At 68.2% G+C, this 20,593-nt stretch carries 24 protein-coding genes; 3 read left to right on the forward strand and 21 right to left on the reverse strand.

The features are described 5' to 3' along the window. Window positions 1-113: 113 nt before the first annotated feature. Genes rpsQ through rpsJ form a run of 11 tightly spaced genes read right to left on the reverse strand, consistent with a single transcriptional unit; the run spans window position 114 to window position 5,488 of the window. Entirely contained in the window at window positions 114-401 is a 288-nt protein-coding gene (gene rpsQ / locus VKA29_RS30290) for a 30S ribosomal protein S17 (protein ID WP_003992363.1), read from the reverse strand. After that, complete coding sequence (gene rpmC, locus VKA29_RS30295) at window positions 401-625, reverse strand: 50S ribosomal protein L29 (RefSeq protein ID WP_003974259.1); 225 nt, start codon at window positions 623-625, stop codon at window positions 401-403. Before rpmC ends, rpsQ begins: the two co-directional genes overlap by 1 nt. After that, window positions 625-1,044 (reverse strand): 50S ribosomal protein L16, encoded by a 420-nt coding sequence (gene rplP / locus VKA29_RS30300; protein ID WP_007494765.1) that lies wholly within the window; start codon window positions 1,042-1,044, stop codon window positions 625-627. The genes rpmC and rplP overlap by 1 nt, the downstream gene beginning before the upstream one ends. Window positions 1,045-1,049: 5 nt before the next feature. Further along, entirely contained in the window at window positions 1,050-1,871 is an 822-nt protein-coding gene (rpsC, locus tag VKA29_RS30305; RefSeq protein WP_014674374.1) for a 30S ribosomal protein S3, read from the reverse strand. Next, on the reverse strand, window positions 1,871-2,218 hold the full coding sequence (gene rplV / locus VKA29_RS30310) for a 50S ribosomal protein L22 (RefSeq protein WP_030345431.1): 348 nt from the start codon (window positions 2,216-2,218) through the stop codon (window positions 1,871-1,873). Before rplV ends, rpsC begins: the two co-directional genes overlap by 1 nt. A 45-nt stretch (window positions 2,219-2,263) precedes the next feature. Continuing rightward, window positions 2,264-2,545 carry a 30S ribosomal protein S19 gene (gene rpsS / locus VKA29_RS30315; protein WP_030233885.1) on the reverse strand — a complete coding sequence of 94 codons (282 nt, stop codon included), beginning with the start codon at window positions 2,543-2,545 and terminating at the stop codon, window positions 2,264-2,266. 12 nt (window positions 2,546-2,557) lie between these two features. Further along, window positions 2,558-3,394: a 50S ribosomal protein L2 gene (rplB, locus tag VKA29_RS30320; protein ID WP_324789183.1), complete on the reverse strand. Its 837-nt coding sequence runs from the start codon at window positions 3,392-3,394 to the stop codon at window positions 2,558-2,560. Between the two features lie 38 nt (window positions 3,395-3,432). Continuing rightward, the gene (rplW, locus tag VKA29_RS30325; RefSeq protein WP_324789184.1) at window positions 3,433-3,852 is read right to left on the reverse strand and encodes a 50S ribosomal protein L23; all 420 of its coding nucleotides are present in this window, start codon (window positions 3,850-3,852) and stop codon (window positions 3,433-3,435) included. Next, window positions 3,852-4,508 carry a 50S ribosomal protein L4 gene (rplD, locus tag VKA29_RS30330; RefSeq protein WP_324789185.1) on the reverse strand — a complete coding sequence of 219 codons (657 nt, stop codon included), beginning with the start codon at window positions 4,506-4,508 and terminating at the stop codon, window positions 3,852-3,854. Before rplD ends, rplW begins: the two co-directional genes overlap by 1 nt. An 8-nt stretch (window positions 4,509-4,516) precedes the next feature. Next, window positions 4,517-5,161, reverse strand: a complete 645-nt coding sequence (rplC, locus tag VKA29_RS30335) for a 50S ribosomal protein L3 (RefSeq protein WP_324789186.1) — start codon at window positions 5,159-5,161, stop codon at window positions 4,517-4,519. A gap of 18 nt (window positions 5,162-5,179) precedes the next feature. Beyond that, entirely contained in the window at window positions 5,180-5,488 is a 309-nt protein-coding gene (rpsJ, locus tag VKA29_RS30340) for a 30S ribosomal protein S10 (protein ID WP_003948644.1), read from the reverse strand. Window positions 5,489-6,180: 692 nt separating this feature from the next. Here rpsJ and VKA29_RS30345 point away from each other — a divergent pair. Further along, window positions 6,181-6,330, forward strand: coding sequence for a hypothetical protein (locus tag VKA29_RS30345; protein WP_324789187.1), 150 nt, complete (start codon window positions 6,181-6,183; stop codon window positions 6,328-6,330). 132 nt (window positions 6,331-6,462) lie between these two features. Here VKA29_RS30345 and VKA29_RS30350 read toward each other — a convergent pair whose 3' ends face one another. The 3 genes from VKA29_RS30350 to VKA29_RS30360 form a co-directional block, all read right to left on the reverse strand. Beyond that, the gene (locus VKA29_RS30350; RefSeq protein ID WP_324789188.1) at window positions 6,463-6,810 is read right to left on the reverse strand and encodes a hypothetical protein; all 348 of its coding nucleotides are present in this window, start codon (window positions 6,808-6,810) and stop codon (window positions 6,463-6,465) included. Next, on the reverse strand, window positions 6,807-7,004 hold the full coding sequence (locus VKA29_RS30355; RefSeq protein ID WP_324789189.1) for a hypothetical protein: 198 nt from the start codon (window positions 7,002-7,004) through the stop codon (window positions 6,807-6,809). Before VKA29_RS30355 ends, VKA29_RS30350 begins: the two co-directional genes overlap by 4 nt. A 115-nt stretch (window positions 7,005-7,119) precedes the next feature. Then, window positions 7,120-7,245: a hypothetical protein gene (locus tag VKA29_RS30360; RefSeq protein WP_324789190.1), complete on the reverse strand. Its 126-nt coding sequence runs from the start codon at window positions 7,243-7,245 to the stop codon at window positions 7,120-7,122. 82 nt (window positions 7,246-7,327) lie between these two features. On the opposite strand from VKA29_RS30360, the gene VKA29_RS30365 reads away from it, so the two are divergent. Continuing rightward, window positions 7,328-8,125 (forward strand): YqjF family protein, encoded by a 798-nt coding sequence (locus VKA29_RS30365; RefSeq protein WP_420718596.1) that lies wholly within the window; start codon window positions 7,328-7,330, stop codon window positions 8,123-8,125. A 207-nt stretch (window positions 8,126-8,332) separates the two neighbouring features. Beyond that, entirely contained in the window at window positions 8,333-9,691 is a 1,359-nt protein-coding gene (gene gdhA, locus VKA29_RS30370; protein ID WP_324789191.1) for an NADP-specific glutamate dehydrogenase, read from the forward strand. A 93-nt stretch (window positions 9,692-9,784) separates the two neighbouring features. Here the strand turns inward: gdhA and VKA29_RS30375 are convergent, their stop codons facing one another. The 7 genes from VKA29_RS30375 to VKA29_RS30405 all read right to left on the reverse strand — a co-directional run bounded on the left by VKA29_RS30375 (window position 9,785) and on the right by VKA29_RS30405 (window position 20,566). Next, a complete protein-coding gene (locus VKA29_RS30375; protein WP_324789192.1) occupies window positions 9,785-10,921 on the reverse strand; it encodes an acyltransferase in 1,137 nt (378 codons plus the stop codon). Window positions 10,922-11,172: 251 nt separating this feature from the next. After that, a complete protein-coding gene (tuf, locus tag VKA29_RS30380) occupies window positions 11,173-12,366 on the reverse strand; it encodes an elongation factor Tu (RefSeq protein ID WP_324789193.1) in 1,194 nt (397 codons plus the stop codon). A 155-nt stretch (window positions 12,367-12,521) separates the two neighbouring features. After that, on the reverse strand, window positions 12,522-14,648 hold the full coding sequence (gene fusA, locus VKA29_RS30385) for an elongation factor G (RefSeq protein WP_324789194.1): 2,127 nt from the start codon (window positions 14,646-14,648) through the stop codon (window positions 12,522-12,524). 39 nt (window positions 14,649-14,687) lie between these two features. Continuing rightward, window positions 14,688-15,158: a 30S ribosomal protein S7 gene (gene rpsG, locus VKA29_RS30390; protein ID WP_003998848.1), complete on the reverse strand. Its 471-nt coding sequence runs from the start codon at window positions 15,156-15,158 to the stop codon at window positions 14,688-14,690. A gap of 2 nt (window positions 15,159-15,160) precedes the next feature. Beyond that, window positions 15,161-15,532: a 30S ribosomal protein S12 gene (gene rpsL / locus VKA29_RS30395; RefSeq protein ID WP_003948652.1), complete on the reverse strand. Its 372-nt coding sequence runs from the start codon at window positions 15,530-15,532 to the stop codon at window positions 15,161-15,163. Window positions 15,533-15,910: 378 nt separating this feature from the next. After that, window positions 15,911-16,459 carry a DUF1707 and DUF4190 domain-containing protein gene (locus VKA29_RS30400; RefSeq protein WP_420718600.1) on the reverse strand — a complete coding sequence of 183 codons (549 nt, stop codon included), beginning with the start codon at window positions 16,457-16,459 and terminating at the stop codon, window positions 15,911-15,913. A 207-nt stretch (window positions 16,460-16,666) separates the two neighbouring features. Continuing rightward, window positions 16,667-20,566 (reverse strand): DNA-directed RNA polymerase subunit beta', encoded by a 3,900-nt coding sequence (locus tag VKA29_RS30405; protein ID WP_324789195.1) that lies wholly within the window; start codon window positions 20,564-20,566, stop codon window positions 16,667-16,669. Window positions 20,567-20,593 lie beyond the last annotated feature (27 nt).

A 20,593-nucleotide genomic window follows, 5' to 3' on the forward strand; every position in this document is an offset into this window, starting at 1 on the left:
TCTGCCGGTTCCCCGGGGGCCGCTCGGCGAGCGGCCCCCGGAGCCTGGCGGAACTGTCCTGCGAGGGGTGCCCCGCAGGAACGTACTTTTGGGAATTCCCTTGCGGGAACTACCTACTTGGCCTTCTCGAGGATCTCGACGACGCGCCAGCGCTTCGTCGCGGACAGCGGCCGGGTCTCCATGAGGAGGACGCGGTCGCCGACACCCGCGGCGTTCTGCTCGTCGTGGGCCTTGAGCTTGTTCGTACGGCGGATGACCTTGCCGTACAGCGCGTGCTTGACACGGTCCTCGACGGCGACGACGACGGTCTTGTCCATCTTGTCGCTGACGACGAGACCCTCGCGGGTCTTGCGGAAGCCGCGGGCCTCTGCAGTCTGCTCAGTCACGTTGCTCTCACTCATCAGGCGCTCTCCACCGTCTCGATGCCCAGCTCGCGCTCACGCATCAGGGTGTAGATCCGCGCGATGTCCTTGCGGACGGCCTTCAGCCGACCGTGGTTCTCGAGCTGACCGGTCGCCGCCTGGAAGCGGAGGTTGAACAGCTCTTCCTTGGCCTCGCGGAGCTTCGCCAGAAGCTCCTCGTTGCCCAGCTCGCGCAGCTCGGACGCCTTGGTACCGGCCGACATCACGCTTCACCTGCCTCGCGCTTGACGATCCGGCACTTCATCGGCAGCTTGTGGGCCGCACGGGTCAGCGCCTCACGGGCGATCTTCTCGTTGGGGTACGACAGCTCGAACATGACGCGTCCGGGCTTGACGTTGGCGATCCACCACTCCGGAGAACCCTTACCGGAACCCATGCGGGTCTCGGCCGGCTTCTTGGTGAGGGGACGGTCCGGGTAGATGTTGATCCAGACCTTGCCGCCACGCTTGATGTGGCGGGTCATCGCGATACGGGCCGCCTCGATCTGGCGGTTCGTCACGTAGGCCGGGGTCAGCGCCTGGATGCCGTACTCGCCGAACGCAACCGTGGTGCCACCCTTGGCAGCGCCGCTGCGTCCCGGGTGGTGCTGCTTGCGGTGCTTGACCCTACGGGGGATCAGCATGACGGTCAGGCCTCCGTTCCGGTGCTCTCAGCCGGAGCGGCGGCGGGAGCCTCGGCCTTGGGGGCCTCGGCGCCGGCAGCCTGCTGCGGCTTGCGACCGCGCCGCTCGCCACCGCGGCCACCACGGGCCGGGCGGTCGGCGCCACCGCGGGCCGGGCGGTTACCCGCACGGGCGGCAGCGTTCTCGGCGCGAACCTCGGCGATGTTCTTGACGTCGCCCTTGTAGATCCAGACCTTCACACCGATGCGGCCGAAGGTCGTCTTGGCCTCGAAGAAGCCGTAGTCGACGTTCGCGCGGAGCGTGTGCAGGGGCACGCGGCCCTCGCGGTAGAACTCCGAGCGGGACATCTCGGCGCCGCCGAGACGGCCACCGCACTGGATCTTGATGCCCTTGGCGCCCGCCTTCATCGCCGACTGCATGCTCTTGCGCATGGCACGGCGGAAGGAGACGCGGGAGGAGAGCTGCTCGGCGACGGCCTGGGCGACCAGCTGGGCGTCGGTCTCGGGGTTCTTGACCTCGAGGATGTTCAGCTGGACCTGCTTGCCGGTGAGCTTCTCGAGGTCGCCGCGGATGCGGTCGGCCTCGGCGCCGCGGCGGCCGATGACGATGCCCGGACGAGCGGTGTGGATGTCCACCCGCACGCGGTCACGGGTGCGCTCGATCTCGACCTTGGAGATGCCGGCGCGCTCCATGCCGGACGTCATCATCCGACGGATGGCGACGTCTTCCTTGACGTAGTCCTTGTACAGCTTGTCGGCGTACCAACGGGACTTGAAGTCCGTGGTGACACCGAGCCGGAACCCATGCGGGTTAACCTTCTGGCCCATTACCGGGTTCCTTCCTTGCTGCTGACGACCACGGTGATGTGGCTGGTCCGCTTGCGGATCCGGTAGGCACGGCCCTGGGCGCGCGGCCGGAACCGCTTCAGGGTCGGGCCCTCGTCGACGTACGCCTCGGAGATGAAGAGGCTGTCGGCGTCGGTGTGGTCGTAGTTGTGCGCGGCGTTGGCGATGGCGCTGTCCAGCACCTTGCCGACCGGAACCGAGGCTGCCTGCGGAGCGAATCGCAGAACAGCCTGGGCCTCCGTGGCGTTCATGCCACGGATGAGGTCCACCACACGGCGGGCCTTCATGGGCGTGACGCGGATGTACCGCGCCTGGGCCCTGGCTTCCATGGTTGTCCCTTCAGAGTTACTTACGTGTCTGAATGCGATCCGCTGCTAGCGGCGCTTCGACTTCCGGTCTTCCTTGACGTGGCCCCGGAAGGTGCGGGTCGGCGAGAACTCGCCGAGCTTGTGGCCGACCATCGACTCGGTGACGAACACCGGGATGTGGGTCTTGCCGTTGTGCACCGCCAGGGTGTGGCCGAGCATGGCCGGGACGATCATCGAGCGACGGGACCAGGTCTTGATGACGTTCTTGGTGCCGGCTTCGTTCTGGGCGTCCACCTTCTTCATCAGGTGGTCGTCGACGAAGGGCCCCTTCTTCAAGCTACGAGGCATCTCAACCCGTCCTTAGCGCTTCTTGTTCGTCTTGCGGCGGCGGACGATGTACTTGTTGCTCGCCTTCTTGGGAGCACGAGTACGACCTTCCTTCTGACCCCAGGGGCTGACCGGGTGGCGACCACCGGAGGTCTTGCCCTCACCACCACCGTGGGGGTGGTCAACCGGGTTCATCGCCACACCGCGAACGGTCGGGCGGACGCCCAGCCAGCGCTTGCGGCCGGCCTTGCCCCAGTTGATGTTGCTCTGCTCGGCGTTGCCGACCTCGCCGACCGTGGCGCGGCAGCGCTGGTCGACCAGGCGGATCTCACCGGACGGCATGCGGAGGTGGGCCATCGTGCCCTCCTTCGCGAGCAGCTGCACGGAGGCACCGGCGGAGCGGGCGAACTTGGCGCCGCCGCCCGGACGAAGCTCCACGGAGTGGATCGTCGTACCGACCGGGATGTTGCGCAGCGCCAGGTTGTTGCCGGGCTTGATGTCGGCGCCGGGGCCGTTCTCGATCCGGTCGCCCTGGTTCAGGCCCTTGGGGGCCAGGATGTAGCGCTTCTCGCCGTCCGCGTAGTGCAGGAGCGCGATGCGCGCGGTGCGGTTGGGGTCGTACTCGATGTGCGCGACCTTCGCCGGCACGCCGTCCTTGTCGTGACGACGGAAGTCGATCAGACGGTAGGCGCGCTTGTGTCCGCCACCCTGGTGGCGAACGGTCACACGACCGGCGTTGTTACGGCCGCCCTTGCTGTGCAGCGGGCGAACCAGCGACTTCTCCGGCGTGGACCGCGTGACCTCGACGAAGTCGGCGACGCTGGCGCCACGACGGCCCGGCGTAGTCGGCTTGTACTTGCGGATTCCCATTTCTCAGTCCTCGTCCGATATCGGACGATCCGACCCGCTTACGCGGTCGGACCGCCGAAGATGTCGATACGGTCGCCCTCGGCGAGGGTCACGATCGCGCGCTTGGTGGCGGCACGCTGGCCGAAGCCCGTGCGGGTCCGCTTGCGCTTGCCGGCGCGGTTGATCGTGTTGACCCCGGTGACCTTGACGTCGAAGACCGCCTGGACGGCCTCCTTGATCTGGGTCTTGTTGGCCCGCGGGTCGACGATGAACGTGTACTTGTTCTCGTCGAGGAGCGCGTAGCTCTTCTCGGAGACGACCGGCTTCAGCAGCACGTCACGGGGGTCCGTGTACGACTTGCTGAGCGGGGTCTCGACGGTGTTCTTGCCCTCGGCGGCGTGGCGACGCGCCTTGGCGACGCGCGCGGCCTTGGCGGCCTTGGCGGCCTTCGAGGCAATGGCGGGGTGACGGATGGCCATCAGACCTCGCTCCCTTCGGTGTCGTTGGCCTTGTTCGGGCCGGCGACGAAGGACTCGAAAGCGGCCTGGGTGAAGACCACGTCGTCCGAGACGAGAACGTCGTACGTGTTCAGCTGGCCCGGCTCCAGGATGTGGACCTGGGGCAGGTTGCGGGCGGACAGCCACGCGGCCTCGTCGGAACGCTCGGCGACCAGGAGCAGGTTCTTGCGCTCCGAGATCTTGCCGAACAGGTTCTTCGCGGCCTTGGTGGAGATCGCACCCTCGACCACGCCGGAGACGACGTGGATGCGGTTGTGACGCGCCCGGTCGGTGAGGGCGTGGCGCAGGGCCGCGGCCTTCATCTTCTTCGGGGTCCGCTGCGAGTAGTCGCGCGGCACGGGACCGTGCACGACGCCACCACCGGCGAACTGCGGCGCGCGGGTCGAACCCTGACGGGCGCGACCGGTGCCCTTCTGGCGGTACGGCTTCTTGCCACCGCCGCGGACTTCGCCGCGCGTCTTGGTCTTGTGGGTGCCCTGGCGGGCAGCGGCCAGCTGCGCGACGACGACCTGGTGGATCAGCGGGATGCTGACCTTCTCAACGCCGAAGATCTCCGCGGGGAGCTCGACGGTACCGGCCTTGTCGCCCGCCGGCGAAAGGATGTCAACAGTGCTCATCGGTTACCTCAGGCCCCCTTGGCCGCGGTGCGGACCAGGACGAGGCCGCCGTTCGGACCGGGAACCGCGCCCTTGATGAGCAGCAGACCCTTCTCCGCGTCAACGGCGTGGACGGTCAGGTTCTGGGTGGTGACCCGCTCGTTGCCCATGCGACCCGCCATGCGGAGGCCCTTGAACACACGGCCCGGGGTGGCGCAGCCACCGATGGAACCGGGCGAGCGGTGCTTGCGCTGCGTGCCGTGACCGGCGCCGAGGCCACCGAAGTTGTGGCGCTTCATGACACCGGCGAAGCCCTTGCCCTTGCTCTTGCCGGTGACGTCGACCTTCACACCGGCCTCGAACACCTCGGCGGTGATCTCCTGGCCGAGGGTGTACTCGCTGGCGTCAGCGGTACGGATCTCGACGAGGTGACGGCGCGGGGTGACGTCGGCCTTGGCGAAGTGGCCCTTGAGGGGCTTGTTCACCTTGCGCGGGTCGATCTCGCCGAAGGCGATCTGGACCGACTCGTAGCCGTCGGTGTCGTTCGTACGGACCTGGGTGACGACGTTGGGCCCGGCCTTGACGACGGTGACCGGAACAACACGGTTGTTCTCGTCCCACACCTGCGTCATACCGAGCTTCTCGCCCAGGATGCCCTTGATCTGCTTAGCCATCTCTCAGATCACCGCGCCTCAGAGCTTGATCTCGATGTCGACACCGGCCGGGAGGTCGAGTCGCATCAGAGAGTCAACGGTCTTGGGGGTCGGGTCGAGGATGTCGATCAGGCGCTTGTGCGTGCGCATCTCGAAGTGCTCGCGCGAGTCCTTGTACTTGTGCGGCGACTTGATGACGCAGTACACGTTCTTCTCAGTGGGCAGCGGCACCGGGCCCGCGACCGACGCACCAGTGCGGGTCACCGTCTCGACGATCTTCTTCGCCGAGGAGTCGATGACCTCGTGGTCGTAGGCCTTGAGCCGGATGCGGATCTTCTGTCCCGCCATGGCTACTCAGTAGTCCTGTCTCTTCTCACGCTCTGGACCCGATGTCACTCCACCCTCGTCCTCCGACCCACGCGGTCGGGCGTGTCGCGCTCCCGCTCACACAGATGTCCCTTGTTCGGACATCCCTGCGGGGAACGCACACGGCCCTTCCGGAACCGCAAGCCGGGGACGAAAGTCCACCGGGCGCCTGGCCGGTGCCGCGCCGACACTTCCCGGAAGATTCCCGTACGTCCGCCCCAGCGCTGCCTGACGGCAGTTAGGGCGACGAGTACTGTGGGACTCGCTTCCGGTCCCCCCGGCGGGAGGCGCGCAGCATCAACACTCGACCGAGCAACTCGGACAGTCTGCCATACGGGGCAGGCAGCTGGCCAATCGAGCCGGAGAGAATACCCCCAGGGTGACGCAGGTCAAACCCGCACCCTCCCCGCGCGCTCCTCGCAGCTCTCCCAGCACTCCGGGCTCGTTCATGTTCGTGAACATGAATCACGTACGCGACCTTTGACGCGTCCACGACAGACGCTTACGGTCCCACACGGACACGAGAAGGCGCTTTCCCCTGCACGGCACCCCTGGTCACGGACGAACCGGAGGCACCACCATGCAAGTGAAGCCCGTCATCGCGCGCGTCAGTCTGCTGGCAGGCGCGCCGGTCGCGCTGTCCGGCGCTCCAGGCCGCGAGCACCACGCAGTACGTGTCGCCCAGCGGCACCGCCGGCGCGGCCGGAACCCAGTCCGCCCCGACGACGCTCGCCACCGCGATCAGCCGCATCGCGCCGCGGGAGCCGTTGGTACCGGTCCAGAACTGGTTGGAGCTGTCGGCGTCGCCGACCGTCTGGTCGTGACGCCGTAGGGCCGGGCCGGCCCGACGGATCCGCCGACGCCGACGCCGACGCGCCCCGCTCCCGGTTCTCCCCGGGAGCGGGGCGCGTCACCGGTGTGCGGCCGACGTGACAGGGGGCGCCGGTCGGACGCGGTCAGCCGGTGGCGCCGAGCGGGAGCGGGCCGCCCCGCAGCCACTGGGCGCCCTGACGGCTCAGCATGACCCAGTCACCCTCGGCCTTGGGCCGCAGGTCGTCGACGATGATCATCCGCAGCCGCAGCCACGCCACCGCCTCGCTGATGGCGCCCAACGCCTCGGGATCCTTCAGCTGCCGGTAGTCCCGGCGGACCCGGTGCAACCAGCCGGAGATGTACGGCGTGCCACCGCCCGGCCTGAACAGATCGCCCACGACGCTGCGGGCGAGGGTTTCGAGCGGAAGCGCCACCACCTGCTCGGCCGAGAGCGAGGACAAAGCCGGTGTACTCCCCTGTATGCCTGTCATGGGCAGAAAGGTAACTCAGTTCGCCGACACCGCAATTGGCGTGGCGCGGTGGGTCCGGTGATCGCACCCTGGCCCGCGCCGAATCCGGAGACGGACGTCAGCAGGCCCTCGCCGTCGTACACGAACGACTGCGTGTCGCCGTTGATCGTGCGGGTGTCGGTACGCCCCGCGTCGTCGTAGGTCGCCGAGTTCACCTCGGTGACCGTCCTGGTCCCCGAGTCCGCCGACGTGACCGTCTTCTCCGTCCAGCCGGTCAGGGTGTCCGGCTGCCCCGCCCCGCCCCGCCCCGCCCCGACGACCGTGGACTCCTCAGCTCCGCTCGGCGAGGACGAGCAGCACCGCCGTGCCGCGTCGCGCGTGTCCTGCCTCCGGCGCCTGCGGGCCGTGGCGGGTCCGCGGAATGACGATCAGCGTCTGCCGCGGGACGGCGCCCATGAACGGCCGCGGACCGTGGTGGCGCCACGGGCCCGTGGATGCGGTCCCGAACGGCGTGCTGAAGCCTGGAACACTGACTGCCGTGCCTCCGACACCGCAGTCACCAGCGCCACTGCAGCCACGACCGCCGATACCCCCGCACCCCATAACGGCCGACCCGCCCGAGGCCATCGCGCGGCCCCTGCTCACCCAGTCCTGGCTCGATCTGACCTTCCTGCACTGGGCGGTGGACCCGGCCGACGTGGCCCGTCTGCTGCCGACGGGCGCCGTGCCCGACACCCTGGACGGTGTCACGTACGTCGGTCTCGTCGCCTTCCGCATGCACCGCGTGGGCTGGCTCCGCCTCCCGGGCGTCCCCTACCTCGGCACGTTCCCCGAGACCAACGTCCGCCTGTACTCGGTGGACGCGCACGGGCGGCGCGGCGTCGTCTTCCGCTCCCTGGACGCCTCGCGCCTGATCCCCGTGGCGGTCGGGCGCCTGGGCTTCCGCATGCCGTACCTCTGGTCCCGGATGGACATCCGGCACGACGGGGACACCGTGACGTACACCAGCTCACGGCGATGGCCGGGCCCGCGCGGCGCCCGGAGCCGTATCACCGTGCGGACGGGCGAGCCGGTCGAGGAGCCCACCGAGCTGGAGCACTTCCTGACCGCCCGATGGGGCATGCACGGGGCCTTCTTCGGCCGGTCGATGTATCTGCCCAACGCCCATCCGCGCTGGCCGCTGCACCGGGCCGAACTCATCGAGTGCGACGAGGACCTGGTCACGGCGGCCGGTCTGCCGGCACCGGAGGGGGAACCGGTGAGCGTCCTGTACTCGCCGGGCGTCCCCGCCCGCTTCGGGCGCCCGGCCCGGCCGGCCGGCATCGCCACGCCGTGACCGGTTCTCAGGCATCTCGTTCTCGTATACGCAATCTCACATACGGAACACCGTCCTGGCCTCTTGGTCTTCTCTTTAACATGGGAGCAGCACTGAAGCGCCGGCTGCTCGCGGAGGCGGGCGGTCGACATTCCCGCGCGCGGCAATGGCGCCGAGCGCCCCTCACCGGCTCTGTCCCGGTGTCAGCCGTGCCTGAAAGGGACCTCCGTGACCTCACGCCCCGACCCCAAGACCGCCCTCGAATTCCTGCGCACCGAGATCGAGCGCCGCAACCCGGCGGAGCCCGAGTTCCACCAGGCCGCCCGCGAGGTGCTGGACAGCCTCGGCCGGGTGCTCACGGCCCGCCCCGAGTACGCCGACCCGGGCCTCGTCGAGCGGCTGATCGAGCCGGAGCGGCAGATCATCTTCCGAGTGCCGTGGCAGGACGACCGGGGCCGGGTCCACGTCAACCGCGGCTTCCGCGTCGAGTTCAACAGCGCCCTCGGCCCGTACAAGGGCGGCCTGCGCTTCCACCCGTCCGTGAACCTCGGGATCATCAAGTTCCTCGGCTTCGAGCAGATCTTCAAGAACGCGCTGACCGGCCTCGGCATCGGCGGCGGCAAGGGCGGCAGCGACTTCGACCCGCAGGGCCGCAGCGACGCGGAGGTCATGCGCTTCTGCCAGTCCTTCATGACCGAGCTGTACCGGCACATCGGCGAGTACACCGACATCCCGGCCGGTGACATCGGGGTCGGCGCCCGCGAGATCGGTTACCTGTTCGGCCAGTACCGGCGGATCACCAACCGCTGGGAGGGCGGCGTGCTGACCGGCAAGAGCGCCGGCTGGGGCGGCTCGCTGATCCGTCCGGAGGCGACCGGATACGGCAACGTGCTGTTCGCGGAGGCCATGCTGCGCGCCCGCGGTGAGGATCTCGACGGGCAGACGGCGGTCGTCTCCGGCTCCGGGAACGTCGCGATCTACACCATCCAGAAGCTGGTGGCTCTCGGCGCCAACCCGGTGACGTGTTCGGACTCCAGCGGCTACGTGGTGGACGAGAAGGGCATCGACGTGGACCTGCTGCGTCAGGTCAAGGAGGTCGAGCGCGGCCGGGTGAGCGACTACGCCGAGCGCCGCGGCGCCTCCGCACGGTTCGTCCCCGGCGGGCGGGTCTGGGAGGTCCCGGCGGACCTCGCCCTGCCGTCGGCGACGCAGAACGAGCTGAACGCCGCCGACGCCGCCGAACTCATCCGCAACGGCGTGAAGGCGGTCTCGGAAGGCGCGAACATGCCGACCACCCCGGAGGCGGTGCAGCTCCTGCAGCGGGCCGGGGTCGCCTTCGGCCCCGGCAAGGCCGCGAACGCGGGCGGGGTCGCGGTGAGCGCCCTGGAGATGACGCAGAACGCGTCGCGTACGTCGTGGAAGGCCGAGCAGGTCGAGAACGAACTGGCCCGCATCATGACCGACATCCACACCACCTGCGCCGAGACCGCCGAACGCTACGGCGCCCCCGGCGATTACGTGGCCGGCGCGAACATCGCCGGATTCGAGCGGGTGGCGGACGCGATGCTGGCACAGGGCGTCATCTGATCCAGGGGCCCTGCCCCCGCCCGGTCGGGACGGGCGCCGAGGTGGGCGGGGGCACCGGTGAGCGTGGGAACGCCCACCGGTGCCCCCGCCGGGTCATCCCGCGTTTCGCAACCGCGCGAACGACGTGTCCAGCCCCCGCTTCAGCAGCCTCGACACCGGGCGCTCCACGAACCGGTGCACCAGCCAGCTCAGCAGCAGGAACCCGGCGATCACCGACGCGACCAGCAGCCGGGCGTCCATGGTGTCCCGCAGGCGGTTGATGACCGCCGTACCGGCCGCGTAGTGCAGCAGGTAGAGGGGGTAGGTCAGGCTCCCGGCGGTCGCCGGCCACTTCCAGCGCATCCGGTCCGTCGCGCCGAGCGCGATCGCGGCCATGGCGAGCAGGAACACCGTGTAGATCAGCACGCTCCCCCGCCAGCCGGAGACGTGCTCGACGTTGTCGATGCGCAGTCCCAGTTCCCGCTGTCCCATCAGCCAGGCCATCGCGAGGATGCCCCACAGCAGCAGGTCCTGGCCGAAGCGGTGCATCAGGTAGAGGGCCAGGCCGGCGATGAAGTACCAGGCGCCGTCCGGGTCGGCGGCCAGGACCAGCAGGTGGAACCTGGACACCGGGGCGAGCATCGCCGCGGCGCCCCACACGCAGCAGAAGACCACGACCCGCTTGTACGTGAGCCCCATCGCGACGACGACCAGGAACAGCAGGTAGAAGCGGAGTTCCGACCAGAGCGTCCAGTACACCGCGTCGATGTCGGCCACCCCCGAACCGGACTGCAACATCGTCAGGTTGAGGAGTACGTCGCTCAGGGGCAGGCGGTCCCAGACACCGGGGAGGGCCACCAGGACGGCCGTGGTGAACGCCACGGCGAACCAGTAGGCGGGGTACAGCCGGATCACCCGCGAGACGAAGAACTGGCGCGGGGTGCGGCCCCAGCAGGACATGCAGATCACGAAGCCGCTGATGACGAAGAAGATCTCGACACCGATCCAGCCGTACGAGGCCAAGTGGTACACCGTCGGCATGATGTCGGACGCCGGCCGGTCCCAGACGGCGTTGTGCGGCCGGTCGACGCGGCGCGTGCCGGCGTAGTGGTGCACGGCGACCATCAGGGCGGCGAGCAGGCGGATGCCGTCGACGGCGTACAGGCGCGGGCGCCGGGGCGGGGCCGGGTCGCGGCGCGCCCGCACCGTCCGCGCTCGCTGTGCCGGCCGGTCGGCCGTCGTCACGGACATCAGCCCTCACCCCTGTCTGCCTCCGGTGCGAGCGTCCACGCTAGGGCGGAACAACCGGCCCACAGCGAGCGGACAGGAACATTCGGGACGCCTCCGGCGCGGAGTTGGCGCAACTCTCGGCGGCCGGTCCCGCGGGGTTCGCCGGGACTTCACCGGGCCGCCGTCCGCCCTCCCGGCGCGGGGAAGGCGAAGGGGCCCGTACGACCGAAGTCGTACGGGCCCCTTCAGAGACCTACCGGGTCAGTCGAAGATCACTTGTTGATCTTGGTGACCTGGCCGGCGCCCACGGTCCGGCCACCCTCACGGATGGCGAACTTCAGGCCCTCTTCCATGGCGACGGGCTGGATGAGCTCCACCTTCATCTCGGTGTTGTCACCCGGCATGACCATCTCGGTGCCCTCGGGGAGGGTCACCACGCCGGTCACGTCCGTCGTACGGAAGTAGAACTGCGGACGGTAGTTGTTGAAGAACGGCGTGTGGCGGCCACCCTCGTCCTTGGACAGGATGTAGGCCTGCGCCTCGAACTCGGTGTGCGGGGTGACCGAGCCCGGCTTGATGATGACCTGGCCGCGCTCGACGTCCTCGCGCTTGATGCCGCGGAGCAGCAGACCGACGTTCTCACCGGCCTGGCCCTCGTCGAGCAGCTTGCGGAACATCTCGATGCCGGTGACCGTGGTGGTGGTCTTCTCGGTCTTGATGCCGATGATGTCGACGGTCTCGTTGACCTTGAGGACACCACGCTCGATACGGCCGGTGACGACCGTACCGCGACCGGTGATGGTGAAGACGTCCTCGATCGGCATCAGGAACGGCTTGTCGACGTCACGCTCGGGCTCCGGGATGGAGGTGTCGACGGCGTTCATGAGCTCGAGGACCGAAGCGGTCCACTTCTCGTCGCCCTCGAGCGCCTTCAGCGCGGAGACGCGGACGACCGGCAGGTCGTCGCCCGGGAACTCGTACTCGGAGAGGAGCTCACGGACCTCGAGCTCGACGAGCTCCAGGATCTCCTCGTCGTCCACCATGTCGGCCTTGTTCAGGGCGACGACGATGTAGGGGACGCCGACCTGGCGGGCCAGGAGCACGTGCTCCTTGGTCTGCGGCATCGGACCGTCGGTCGCGGCGACCACGAGGATCGCGCCGTCCATCTGGGCGGCACCGGTGATCATGTTCTTGATGTAGTCCGCGTGACCCGGGCAGTCGACGTGGGCGTAGTGACGCGCCTCGGTCTGGTACTCGACGTGCGCGATGGAGATGGTGATACCGCGCTGACGCTCCTCGGGCGCCTTGTCGATGTTGTCGAACGGGGTGGCCTCGTTCAGGTCCGGGTACGCGTCGTGCAGCACCTTGGTAATGGCGGCCGTGAGGGTCGTCTTACCGTGGTCGATGTGACCGATGGTGCCGATGTTGACGTGCGGCTTAGTCCGCTCGAACTTCGCCTTCGCCACTGGGGTCCTCCTGGGAGTGGTTCTGGTACGCCTTACTTCATCGGCGCCAGGTGATCTTTGCTGGAAAGCCCGGGCCCTGGGACGAACACCGTCGGATGGGGGTGTCCGTCCCGTGAGGCTCCGGAGTCAAGCCTACGGCGTGTGAACGCGGTGCGTTACTCGCCCTTGGCCTTCGCGATGATCTCCTCGGCGACGTTCCGCGGAACCTCGGCGTAGGAGTCGAACTGCATCGAGTAGCTTGCGCGACCCGACGTCTTGCTGCGGAGGTCTCCGACGTAGCCGAACATCTCCGAGAGGGGCACGAGGCCCTTCACGACGCGGGCACCCGCCCGCTCCTCCATGGCCTGGATCTGGCCACGGCGGGAGTTGATGTCGCCGATGACCTCACCCATGTAGTCCTCGGGCGTGGTGACCTCGACGGCCATCATCGGCTCGAGGAGCACGGGGCTGGCCTTGCGCGCGGCCTCCTTGAAGGCCTGCGAACCGGCGATCTTGAACGCGAGCTCGGAGGAGTCCACCTCGTGGTAGGCACCGTCGAGCAGCGTGACACGCACACCGGTCATCTCGTAGCCGGCGAGGATGCCGAACTGCATGGCCTCCTGCGCACCGGCGTCGACCGAAGGGATGTACTCCTTCGGCACGCGGCCACCGGTCACCTTGTTGACGAACTCGTACGAGGCGTCGCCGCCCTCGATCGGCTCGATCGCGATGATGACGCGGGCGAACTGGCCGGTACCACCCGTCTGCTTCTTGTGGGTGTACTCGACCTTCTCGACCGCCTTGCGGATGGTCTCGCGGTACGCGACCTGCGGCTTGCCGACGTTGGCCTCGACCTTGAACTCACGGCGCATGCGGTCGACCAGCACCTCGAGGTGCAGCTCGCCCATGCCGCCGATGATGGTCTGGCCGGTCTCCTCGTCGGAGTGGACCTGGAAGGAGGGGTCCTCCTCGGCCAGGCGCTGGATCGCGACGCCGAGCTTCTCCTGGTCGCCCTTCGACTTGGGCTCGATGGCGACCTGGATGACCGGCGCCGGGAAGTCCATGGACTCCAGGATGACCGGCTGCTTCTCGTCGCACAGCGTCTCACCGGTGGTGGTCTGCTTCAGGCCCATGACGGCGACGATGTCGCCGGCGCCCACCGACTCGATCTCCTCACGCTTGTTGGCGTGCATGCGGTAGATCTTGCCGATGCGCTCCTTGCGGCCCTTGACCGAGTTGAGCACGGCGGAGCCGGACTCGAGACGGCCGGAGTAGACGCGCACGAAGGTGAGCTTGCCCAGGTGCGGGTCGCTCATGATCTTGAACGCCAGCGCGGACAGCGGCTCGTCGTCGGACGGCTTGCGCTTGACGACGACCTCGGGGTCCTTGACGTCGTGGCCCTCGATGGCCTCGATGTCGACCGGGGACGGCAGGTAGCGCACGACCGCGTCGAGCAGGGGCTGCACGCCCTTGTTCTTGAACGCGGTGCCGCAGAACACCGGGGTCACCGTGGTGCCGGTGCCCTTGCCGGACGCGATGGTGATACGACGGATCGCCGCGTACAGCTGCTCCTCGGTGGGCTCCTCGCCCTCGAGGTACAGCTCCATCAGCTCCTCGTCGTTCTCGGCGACGGCCTCGAGCAGCTTGCCGCGCCACTCCTCGGCAGCCTCGGTGTGGGTGGCCGGGATGTCGACGACGTCGTACATCTCGCCCTTGGTCGCCTCGGCGGACCACACGAAGGCCTTCATCGTCACCAGGTCGACGACGCCCTTGAAGTCGGCCTCGGCGCCGATCGGCAGCTGCATGACCAGCGGCTGCGCGCCCAGACGGTCGGAGATCATGTCGACGCAGCGGTGGAACTCGGCACCCGTGCGGTCGAGCTTGTTGACGAAGCAGATACGCGGAACGCCGTAGCGGTCCGCCTGACGCCACACCGTCTCGGACTGGGGCTCGACACCGGCGACGCCGTCGAACACCGTCACGGCACCGTCGAGCACACGCAGGGAACGCTCCACCTCGACGGTGAAGTCGACGTGACCCGGGGTGTCGATGATGTTGATGGTGTGGTCGACGTTGTCCAGCGACCAGTGACAGGTGGTGGCAGCAGAGGTGATCGTGATGCCACGCTCCTGCTCCTGCTCCATCCAGTCCATGGTGGCAGCGCCGTCGTGGACCTCACCGATCTTGTAAGACACACCGGTGTAGAACAGGATCCGCTCGGTGGTGGTCGTCTTGCCCGCGTCGATGTGGGCCATGATGCCGATGTTGCGCACCTTGGCCAGGTCAAGTGAAGTGGTAGCCATAAGGCTTCAGTCTTCTCTCGGTCTCGATGTGGGTAGCGACTACCAGCGGTAGTGCGCGAAGGCCTTGTTGGACTCGGCCATCTTGTGGGTGTCCTCGCGCTTCTTCACGGCCGCACCGAGGCCGTTGGAGGCGTCGAGAAGCTCGTTGAGGAGACGCTCGGTCATGGTCTTCTCGCGACGGGCGCGGGAGTAACCGACCAGCCAGCGCAGCGCCAGGGTGTTGGCACGGCCGGGCTTGACCTCGACCGGCACCTGGTAGGTGGCGCCACCGACACGGCGGGACTTGACCTCGAGGGTCGGCTTGATGTTCTCGAGAGCGCGCTTGAGCGTGATGACCGGGTCGTTGCCGGTCTTCTCGCGCAGGCCTTCCATGGCGCCGTAGACGATGCGCTCGGCGGTGGAGCGCTTGCCGTTCAGCAGCACCTTGTTGATCAGGGAGGTCACCAGAGGAGAGCCGTAGACCGGGTCGATGATGACCGGGCGCTTCGGGGCGGGGCCCTTACGAGGCATTCTTACTTCTCCTTCTTGGCGCCGTAACGGCTGCGAGCCTGCTTGCGGTTCTTGACACCCTGGGTGTCGAGCGAGCCACGGATGATCTTGTAGCGAACACCCGGCAGGTCCTTCACACGGCCGCCGCGCACGAGCACGATGGAGTGCTCCTGCAGGTTGTGTCCCTCACCCGGAATGTAAGCGGTGACCTCGATCCCGCTGGTCAGACGCACACGCGCGACCTTACGCAGGGCCGAGTTCGGCTTCTTCGGGGTGGTCGTGAACACACGCGTGCAGACGCCACGACGCTGAGGGGAACCCTCGAGTGCGGGCGTCTTGTTCTTCTCGACCTTGTCCTGCCGGCCCTTGCGGACCAGCTGCTGGATCGTAGGCACTACTTCTCCGGTTTCTGTGTGCCGATAGGTACAGCTAACCTGGAACATCTCCGACCCACGCGGTCGGGTGTGTCGAATCCCGCGGACTCCCGCCGGGCGGCAGAAAGAGGCGCAGATCACGGTGGCCGTTCACGGCTCCCTATGCGGTTTGAAGGCACGCAGGAGAGCCAAGGCACACCCCAGGCACAAGGTCTGAGCGTACCTACCTCATTCGCTGCGGTCAAAACAAATGGGCCTCGCCCGCATCGTCACCCGACACATGTCAAGCCCATACACCGGCTTCGGGCTTCGGACGGGTGATCCCCTCGCTTCCCCCGGCACCCTGCGCGGGCGCGCCCCCGCGGCCGTACCCGGGACCCCGGCCGCCCCGCGGCCCCGTCACCCGCCGCCCGACACGACCGCGGACACCATGCCCAGCACCAGCACCAGGGCCCAGAAGCCGGTGGCCAGCCAGCCGAGGATCACGCCGGTCAGGGCGAAGCCGTCGCCGGGCTCGCCGGTACGGCGGATCTCGGCGCGGGCGGTGTGGCCCAGGACGATCGCCGGGATGCCGGTGAAGCCCATCGTCGGCACGCACAGCAGACCGCAGACGAAGGCGCCCACCGCCTTGCCGTTGGTCCGCGCCGGGGGCACCGGCAGGAAGGTGCCCGGCAGGGGCGCCGGGGCCGTCGTCATCGGCATCGGGCCGTGCGGCAGGTCGGCGACGAGGAGGGCCAGTTCCCCGACCGTGCGGGACGCGTAGGCGCGTGCCACCCGCTTCTCGAACTCGGGCTGCTCCAGGCGTCCCTCGCCGAACCCCGCTCTGAGCACGTCCACGGTCCGCTCACGGTCGGCGTGCGAGGCGAGCATCCCCGACGACGACGCCGACGGCATGCCCTGACCTGCCCACGGCTGCGGCATGCCCTGGCCGGCCCACGGCTGCGGCATGCGGGGCCCCTGCTGCCAGGGCCGCGACGACTGTTCGGACACGGAGCACCTCCCCCACAACCCCTAGGTCCCTCCATCATCTGCCAAGTGGGCAATTCCGGCACAGTCCCACGGCCCACAATCACGACATCGGGACAGGACCGTGAAGAACGCCGACGGGCGGCCACCCCGGAGGGTGACCGCCCGTCGCTCTCAGCGGATGCTCGCCTACTGGTTGTACGGACCGTAGTCGTAGTCCTCCAGCGGGACGGCCTGGCCGGAGCCGGTGCCGAACGGCGAGTAGTCGATGTCGTCGTAGCCGACGGCCGAGTACATCGCGGCCTTGGCCTCCTCGGTCGGCTCGACCCGGATGTTGCGGTAGCGGGACAGGCCCGTACCGGCCGGGATGAGCTTACCGATGATGACGTTCTCCTTGAGGCCGATCAGGGAGTCGGACTTGGCGTTGATCGCCGCGTCCGTGAGGACCCTGGTCGTCTCCTGGAAGGACGCCGCCGACAGCCACGACTCGGTCGCCAGCGAGGCCTTGGTGATACCCATCAGCTGCGGACGGCCGGAGGCCGGGTGACCGCCCTCCTGGACCACACGACGGTTCTCCTGCTCGAACTTCGAGCGCTCGACCAGCTCGCCGGGCAGCAGCTCGGCGTCGCCGGACTCGATGATCGTCACGCGGCGGAGCATCTGCCGGATGATGATCTCGATGTGCTTGTCGTGGATCGACACACCCTGCGAGTTGTAGACCCGCTGGACCTCGCCGACCAGGTGGACCTGGACGGCGCGCTGGCCCAGGATGCGCAGCACGTCGTGCGGGTTGGTGGCACCCACGGTGAGCTTCTGGCCGACCTCGACGTGCTCGCCCTCGCTGACCAGCAGACGGGCACGCTTCGAGATCGGGTACGCCGTCTCGTCGCTGCCGTCGTCCGGGGTGATGACGATCTTCTTGGTCTTCTCCGTCTCCTCGATGCGGACGCGGCCGCTCGCCTCGGAGATCGGAGCCACACCCTTCGGGGTACGGGCCTCGAAGAGCTCGACGACACGCGGCAGACCCTGGGTGATGTCGTCACCGGCCACACCACCGGTGTGGAAGGTACGCATCGTCAGCTGGGTGCCGGGCTCACCGATGGACTGGGCGGCGATGATGCCGACCGCCTCACCGATGTCGACCAGCTTGCCGGTGGCCAGCGAACGGCCGTAGCACATCGCGCAGGTGCCGACGGCGGACTCGCAGGTCAGGACCGAGCGGGTCTTGACCGTCTCCACGCCGTGCCGGACGAGCTCGTCGATGAGCACGTCGCCGAGGTCCGTGCCGGCCGGGGCCAGCACCTTGCCGTCGACCACGATGTCCTCGGCGAGGCAGCGCGCGTACACGCTCGTCTCGACGTTGTCCGCCTTGCGCAGCACGCCGTCCGCGCCGCGCTCGGCGATCGCCAGCTTCAGGCCGCGGTCGGTGCCGCAGTCCTCCTCGCGGATGATGACGTCCTGCGAGACGTCGACCAGACGACGGGTGAGGTAACCCGAGTCGGCGGTACGCAGGGCGGTGTCCGCCAGACCCTTACGGGCACCGTGCGTGGAGATGAAGTACTCCAGCACGGACAGGCCCTCACGGAAGGACGCCTTGATGGGACGCGGGATCGTCTCGTTCTTGGCGTTGGACACCAGACCGCGCATACCGGCGATCTGACGCATCTGCATCATGTTCCCTCGGGCGCCCGAGTTCACCATCATGAAGATCGGGTTGGTCTTCGGGAAGTTCTCGTTCATCGCCTCGGCGACCTCGTTGGTCGCCTTGGTCCAGATCGCGATGAGCTCCTGCGTGCGCTCGTCCTTGGTGATCAGACCGCGCTCGTACTGCTTCTGGACCTTCTCGTCCTGCGCCTCGTAGCCCTTGACGATCTCCTTCTTCGCCTCGGGAACGACGACGTCGGAGATGGCGACGGTGACGCCGGAACGGGTCGCCCAGTAGAAGCCGGACGCCTTCAGGTTGTCGAGCGTCGCCGCCACGATGACCTTCGGGTAGCGCTCGGCGAGGTCGTTGACGATCTCGGAGAGCTGCTTCTTGCCGACCTCGTAGTCGACGAACGGGTAGTCCTCGGGCAGCAGCTCGTTGAAGAGCGCACGGCCGAGCGTGGTCTTCAGCCGGAAGCTGTCACCCTGCTGCCACTCCGGCTCGCCCTCCTCGCGGGCCGGCGGGGTCCAGCCGCGCGGCGGGATGGTGCCCACCGGGAAGCGGATGTCCACGCGCGACTGCAGCGAGAGCTCGCCGGCGTCGAACGCCATGATCGCCTCGGCCACGGACGCGAAGGAGCGGTCCTCGCCCTTCACGTTCCGCATCTCGCCGTCGGTGGTGAGGAAGAACAGACCGAGGACCATGTCCTGGGTCGGCATCGTCACCGGACGGCCGTCGGCCGGCTTGAGGATGTTGTTCGAGGACAGCATCAGGATGCGGGCCTCGGCCTGCGCCTCCGCCGACAGCGGCAGGTGCACGGCCATCTGGTCACCGTCGAAGTCCGCGTTGAACGCGGTGCACACGAGCGGGTGGATCTGGATGGCCTTGCCCTCGACCAGCTGCGGCTCGAAGGCCTGGATGCCGAGGCGGTGCAGGGTGGGAGCACGGTTCAGCAGGACCGGGTGCTCGGCGATGACCTCTTCGAGGACGTCGTACACGACCGTGCGGCCGCGCTCCACCATGCGCTTGGCGCTCTTGATGTTCTGCGCGTGGTTCAGGTCGACCAGGCGCTTCATCACGAACGGCTTGAACAGCTCCAGCGCCATCGCCTTCGGCAGACCGCACTGGTGCAGCTTCAGCTGCGGACCGACGACGATCACGGAACGCGCCGAGTAGTCGACACGCTTGCCGAGCAGGTTCTGACGGAAGCGGCCCTGCTTGCCCTTGAGCATGTCGGACAGCGACTTCAGCGGACGGTTGCCGGGGCCCGTGACCGGGCGGCCGCGGCGGCCGTTGTCGAAGAGCGCGTCGACGGCCTCCTGGAGCATGCGCTTCTCGTTGTTCACGATGATCTCGGGCGCACCGAGGTCGAGAAGGCGCTTCAGGCGGTTGTTGCGGTTGATCACGCGGCGGTACAGGTCGTTCAGGTCGGAGGTCGCGAAGCGGCCACCGTCCAGCTGCACCATCGGACGCAGGTCCGGCGGGATGACCGGCACGCAGTCGAGCACCATGCCCTTGGGGCTGTTGGACGTCTGCAGGAACGCGGAGACGACCTTCAGGCGCTTGAGCGCGCGGGTCTTCTTCTGGCCCTTGCCGGTGCGGATGATCTCGCGGAGGCGCTCGGCCTCCTCCTCCAGGTCGAAGGACTCCAGGCGCTTCTGCAGCGCCGCGGCGCCCATCGAGCCGTCGAAGTAGGTGCCGAAGCGGTCGCGCAGCTCGCGGTAGAGGAGCTCGTCGCCCTCCAGGTCCTGGACCTTGAGGTTCTTGAACCGGGTCCACACCTCGTCGAGACGGTCGATCTCGCGCTGCGCGCGGTCGCGCAGCTGCTTCATCTCGCGCTCGGCGCCCTCGCGCACCTTGCGGCGCACGTCGGCCTTGGCGCCCTCGGCCTCCAGCTCGGCCAGGTCGGCCTCGAGCTTCTTGGCGCGGGCCTCCAGGTCGGCGTCGCGGCGGTTCTCGATCTGCTGCCGCTCGACGGAGACGTGCGCCTCCAGGGAGGGCAGGTCGCGGGTACGGCGCTCCTCGTCGACGTACGTGATCATGTACGCCGCGAAGTAGATGACCTTCTCGAGGTCCTTGGGAGCCAGGTCGAGCAGGTAGCCCAGGCGGCTCGGGACGCCCTTGAAGTACCAGATGTGCGTGACGGGCGCGGCCAGCTCGATGTGGCCCATCCGCTCACGGCGCACCTTGGCGCGGGTGACCTCCACGCCACAGCGCTCGCAGATGATGCCCTTGAAGCGGACGCGCTTGTACTTGCCGCAGTAGCACTCCCAGTCCCGGGTCGGACCGAAGATCTTCTCGCAGAAGAGTCCGTCCTTCTCGGGCTTGAGGGTGCGGTAGTTGATGGTCTCGGGCTTCTTGACCTCGCCGTGGCTCCACTGACGGATGTCGTCAGCGGTGGCCAGGCCGATCCGGAGCTCGTCGAAGAAGTTGACGTCGAGCACTATGCGTCAATCCCTCTCAGGGTTGTG

The sequence above is a fragment of the Streptomyces sp. H51 genome (genome assembly GCF_035656535.1).
GTDB lineage: Bacteria > Actinomycetota > Actinomycetes > Streptomycetales > Streptomycetaceae > Streptomyces.

What these genes read in the sequence shown, in the direction of transcription:
- rpsQ (WP_003992363.1), bottom strand. Translation starts at nt 401, where the DNA reads ATGAGTGAGAGCAACGTGACTGAGCAGACTGCAGAGGCCCGCGGCTTC.
- rpmC (WP_003974259.1), bottom strand. Translation starts at nt 625, where the DNA reads ATGTCGGCCGGTACCAAGGCGTCCGAGCTGCGCGAGCTGGGCAACGAG.
- rplP (WP_007494765.1), bottom strand. Translation starts at nt 1,044, where the DNA reads ATGCTGATCCCCCGTAGGGTCAAGCACCGCAAGCAGCACCACCCGGGA.
- rpsC (WP_014674374.1), bottom strand. Translation starts at nt 1,871, where the DNA reads ATGGGCCAGAAGGTTAACCCGCATGGGTTCCGGCTCGGTGTCACCACG.
- rplV (WP_030345431.1), bottom strand. Translation starts at nt 2,218, where the DNA reads ATGGAAGCCAGGGCCCAGGCGCGGTACATCCGCGTCACGCCCATGAAG.
- rpsS (WP_030233885.1), bottom strand. Translation starts at nt 2,545, where the DNA reads ATGCCTCGTAGCTTGAAGAAGGGGCCCTTCGTCGACGACCACCTGATG.
- rplB (WP_324789183.1), bottom strand. Translation starts at nt 3,394, where the DNA reads ATGGGAATCCGCAAGTACAAGCCGACTACGCCGGGCCGTCGTGGCGCC.
- rplW (WP_324789184.1), bottom strand. Translation starts at nt 3,852, where the DNA reads ATGGCCATCCGTCACCCCGCCATTGCCTCGAAGGCCGCCAAGGCCGCC.
- rplD (WP_324789185.1), bottom strand. Translation starts at nt 4,508, where the DNA reads ATGAGCACTGTTGACATCCTTTCGCCGGCGGGCGACAAGGCCGGTACC.
- rplC (WP_324789186.1), bottom strand. Translation starts at nt 5,161, where the DNA reads ATGGCTAAGCAGATCAAGGGCATCCTGGGCGAGAAGCTCGGTATGACG.
- rpsJ (WP_003948644.1), bottom strand. Translation starts at nt 5,488, where the DNA reads ATGGCGGGACAGAAGATCCGCATCCGGCTCAAGGCCTACGACCACGAG.
- VKA29_RS30350 (WP_324789188.1), bottom strand. Translation starts at nt 6,810, where the DNA reads ATGACAGGCATACAGGGGAGTACACCGGCTTTGTCCTCGCTCTCGGCC.
- VKA29_RS30360 (WP_324789190.1), bottom strand. Translation starts at nt 7,245, where the DNA reads ATGGGCGCCGTCCCGCGGCAGACGCTGATCGTCATTCCGCGGACCCGC.
- VKA29_RS30375 (WP_324789192.1), bottom strand. Translation starts at nt 10,921, where the DNA reads ATGTCCGTGACGACGGCCGACCGGCCGGCACAGCGAGCGCGGACGGTG.
- fusA (WP_324789194.1), bottom strand. Translation starts at nt 14,648, where the DNA reads ATGGCTACCACTTCACTTGACCTGGCCAAGGTGCGCAACATCGGCATC.
- rpsG (WP_003998848.1), bottom strand. Translation starts at nt 15,158, where the DNA reads ATGCCTCGTAAGGGCCCCGCCCCGAAGCGCCCGGTCATCATCGACCCG.
- VKA29_RS30400 (WP_420718600.1), bottom strand. Translation starts at nt 16,459, where the DNA reads ATGCCGCAGCCGTGGGCCGGCCAGGGCATGCCGCAGCCGTGGGCAGGT.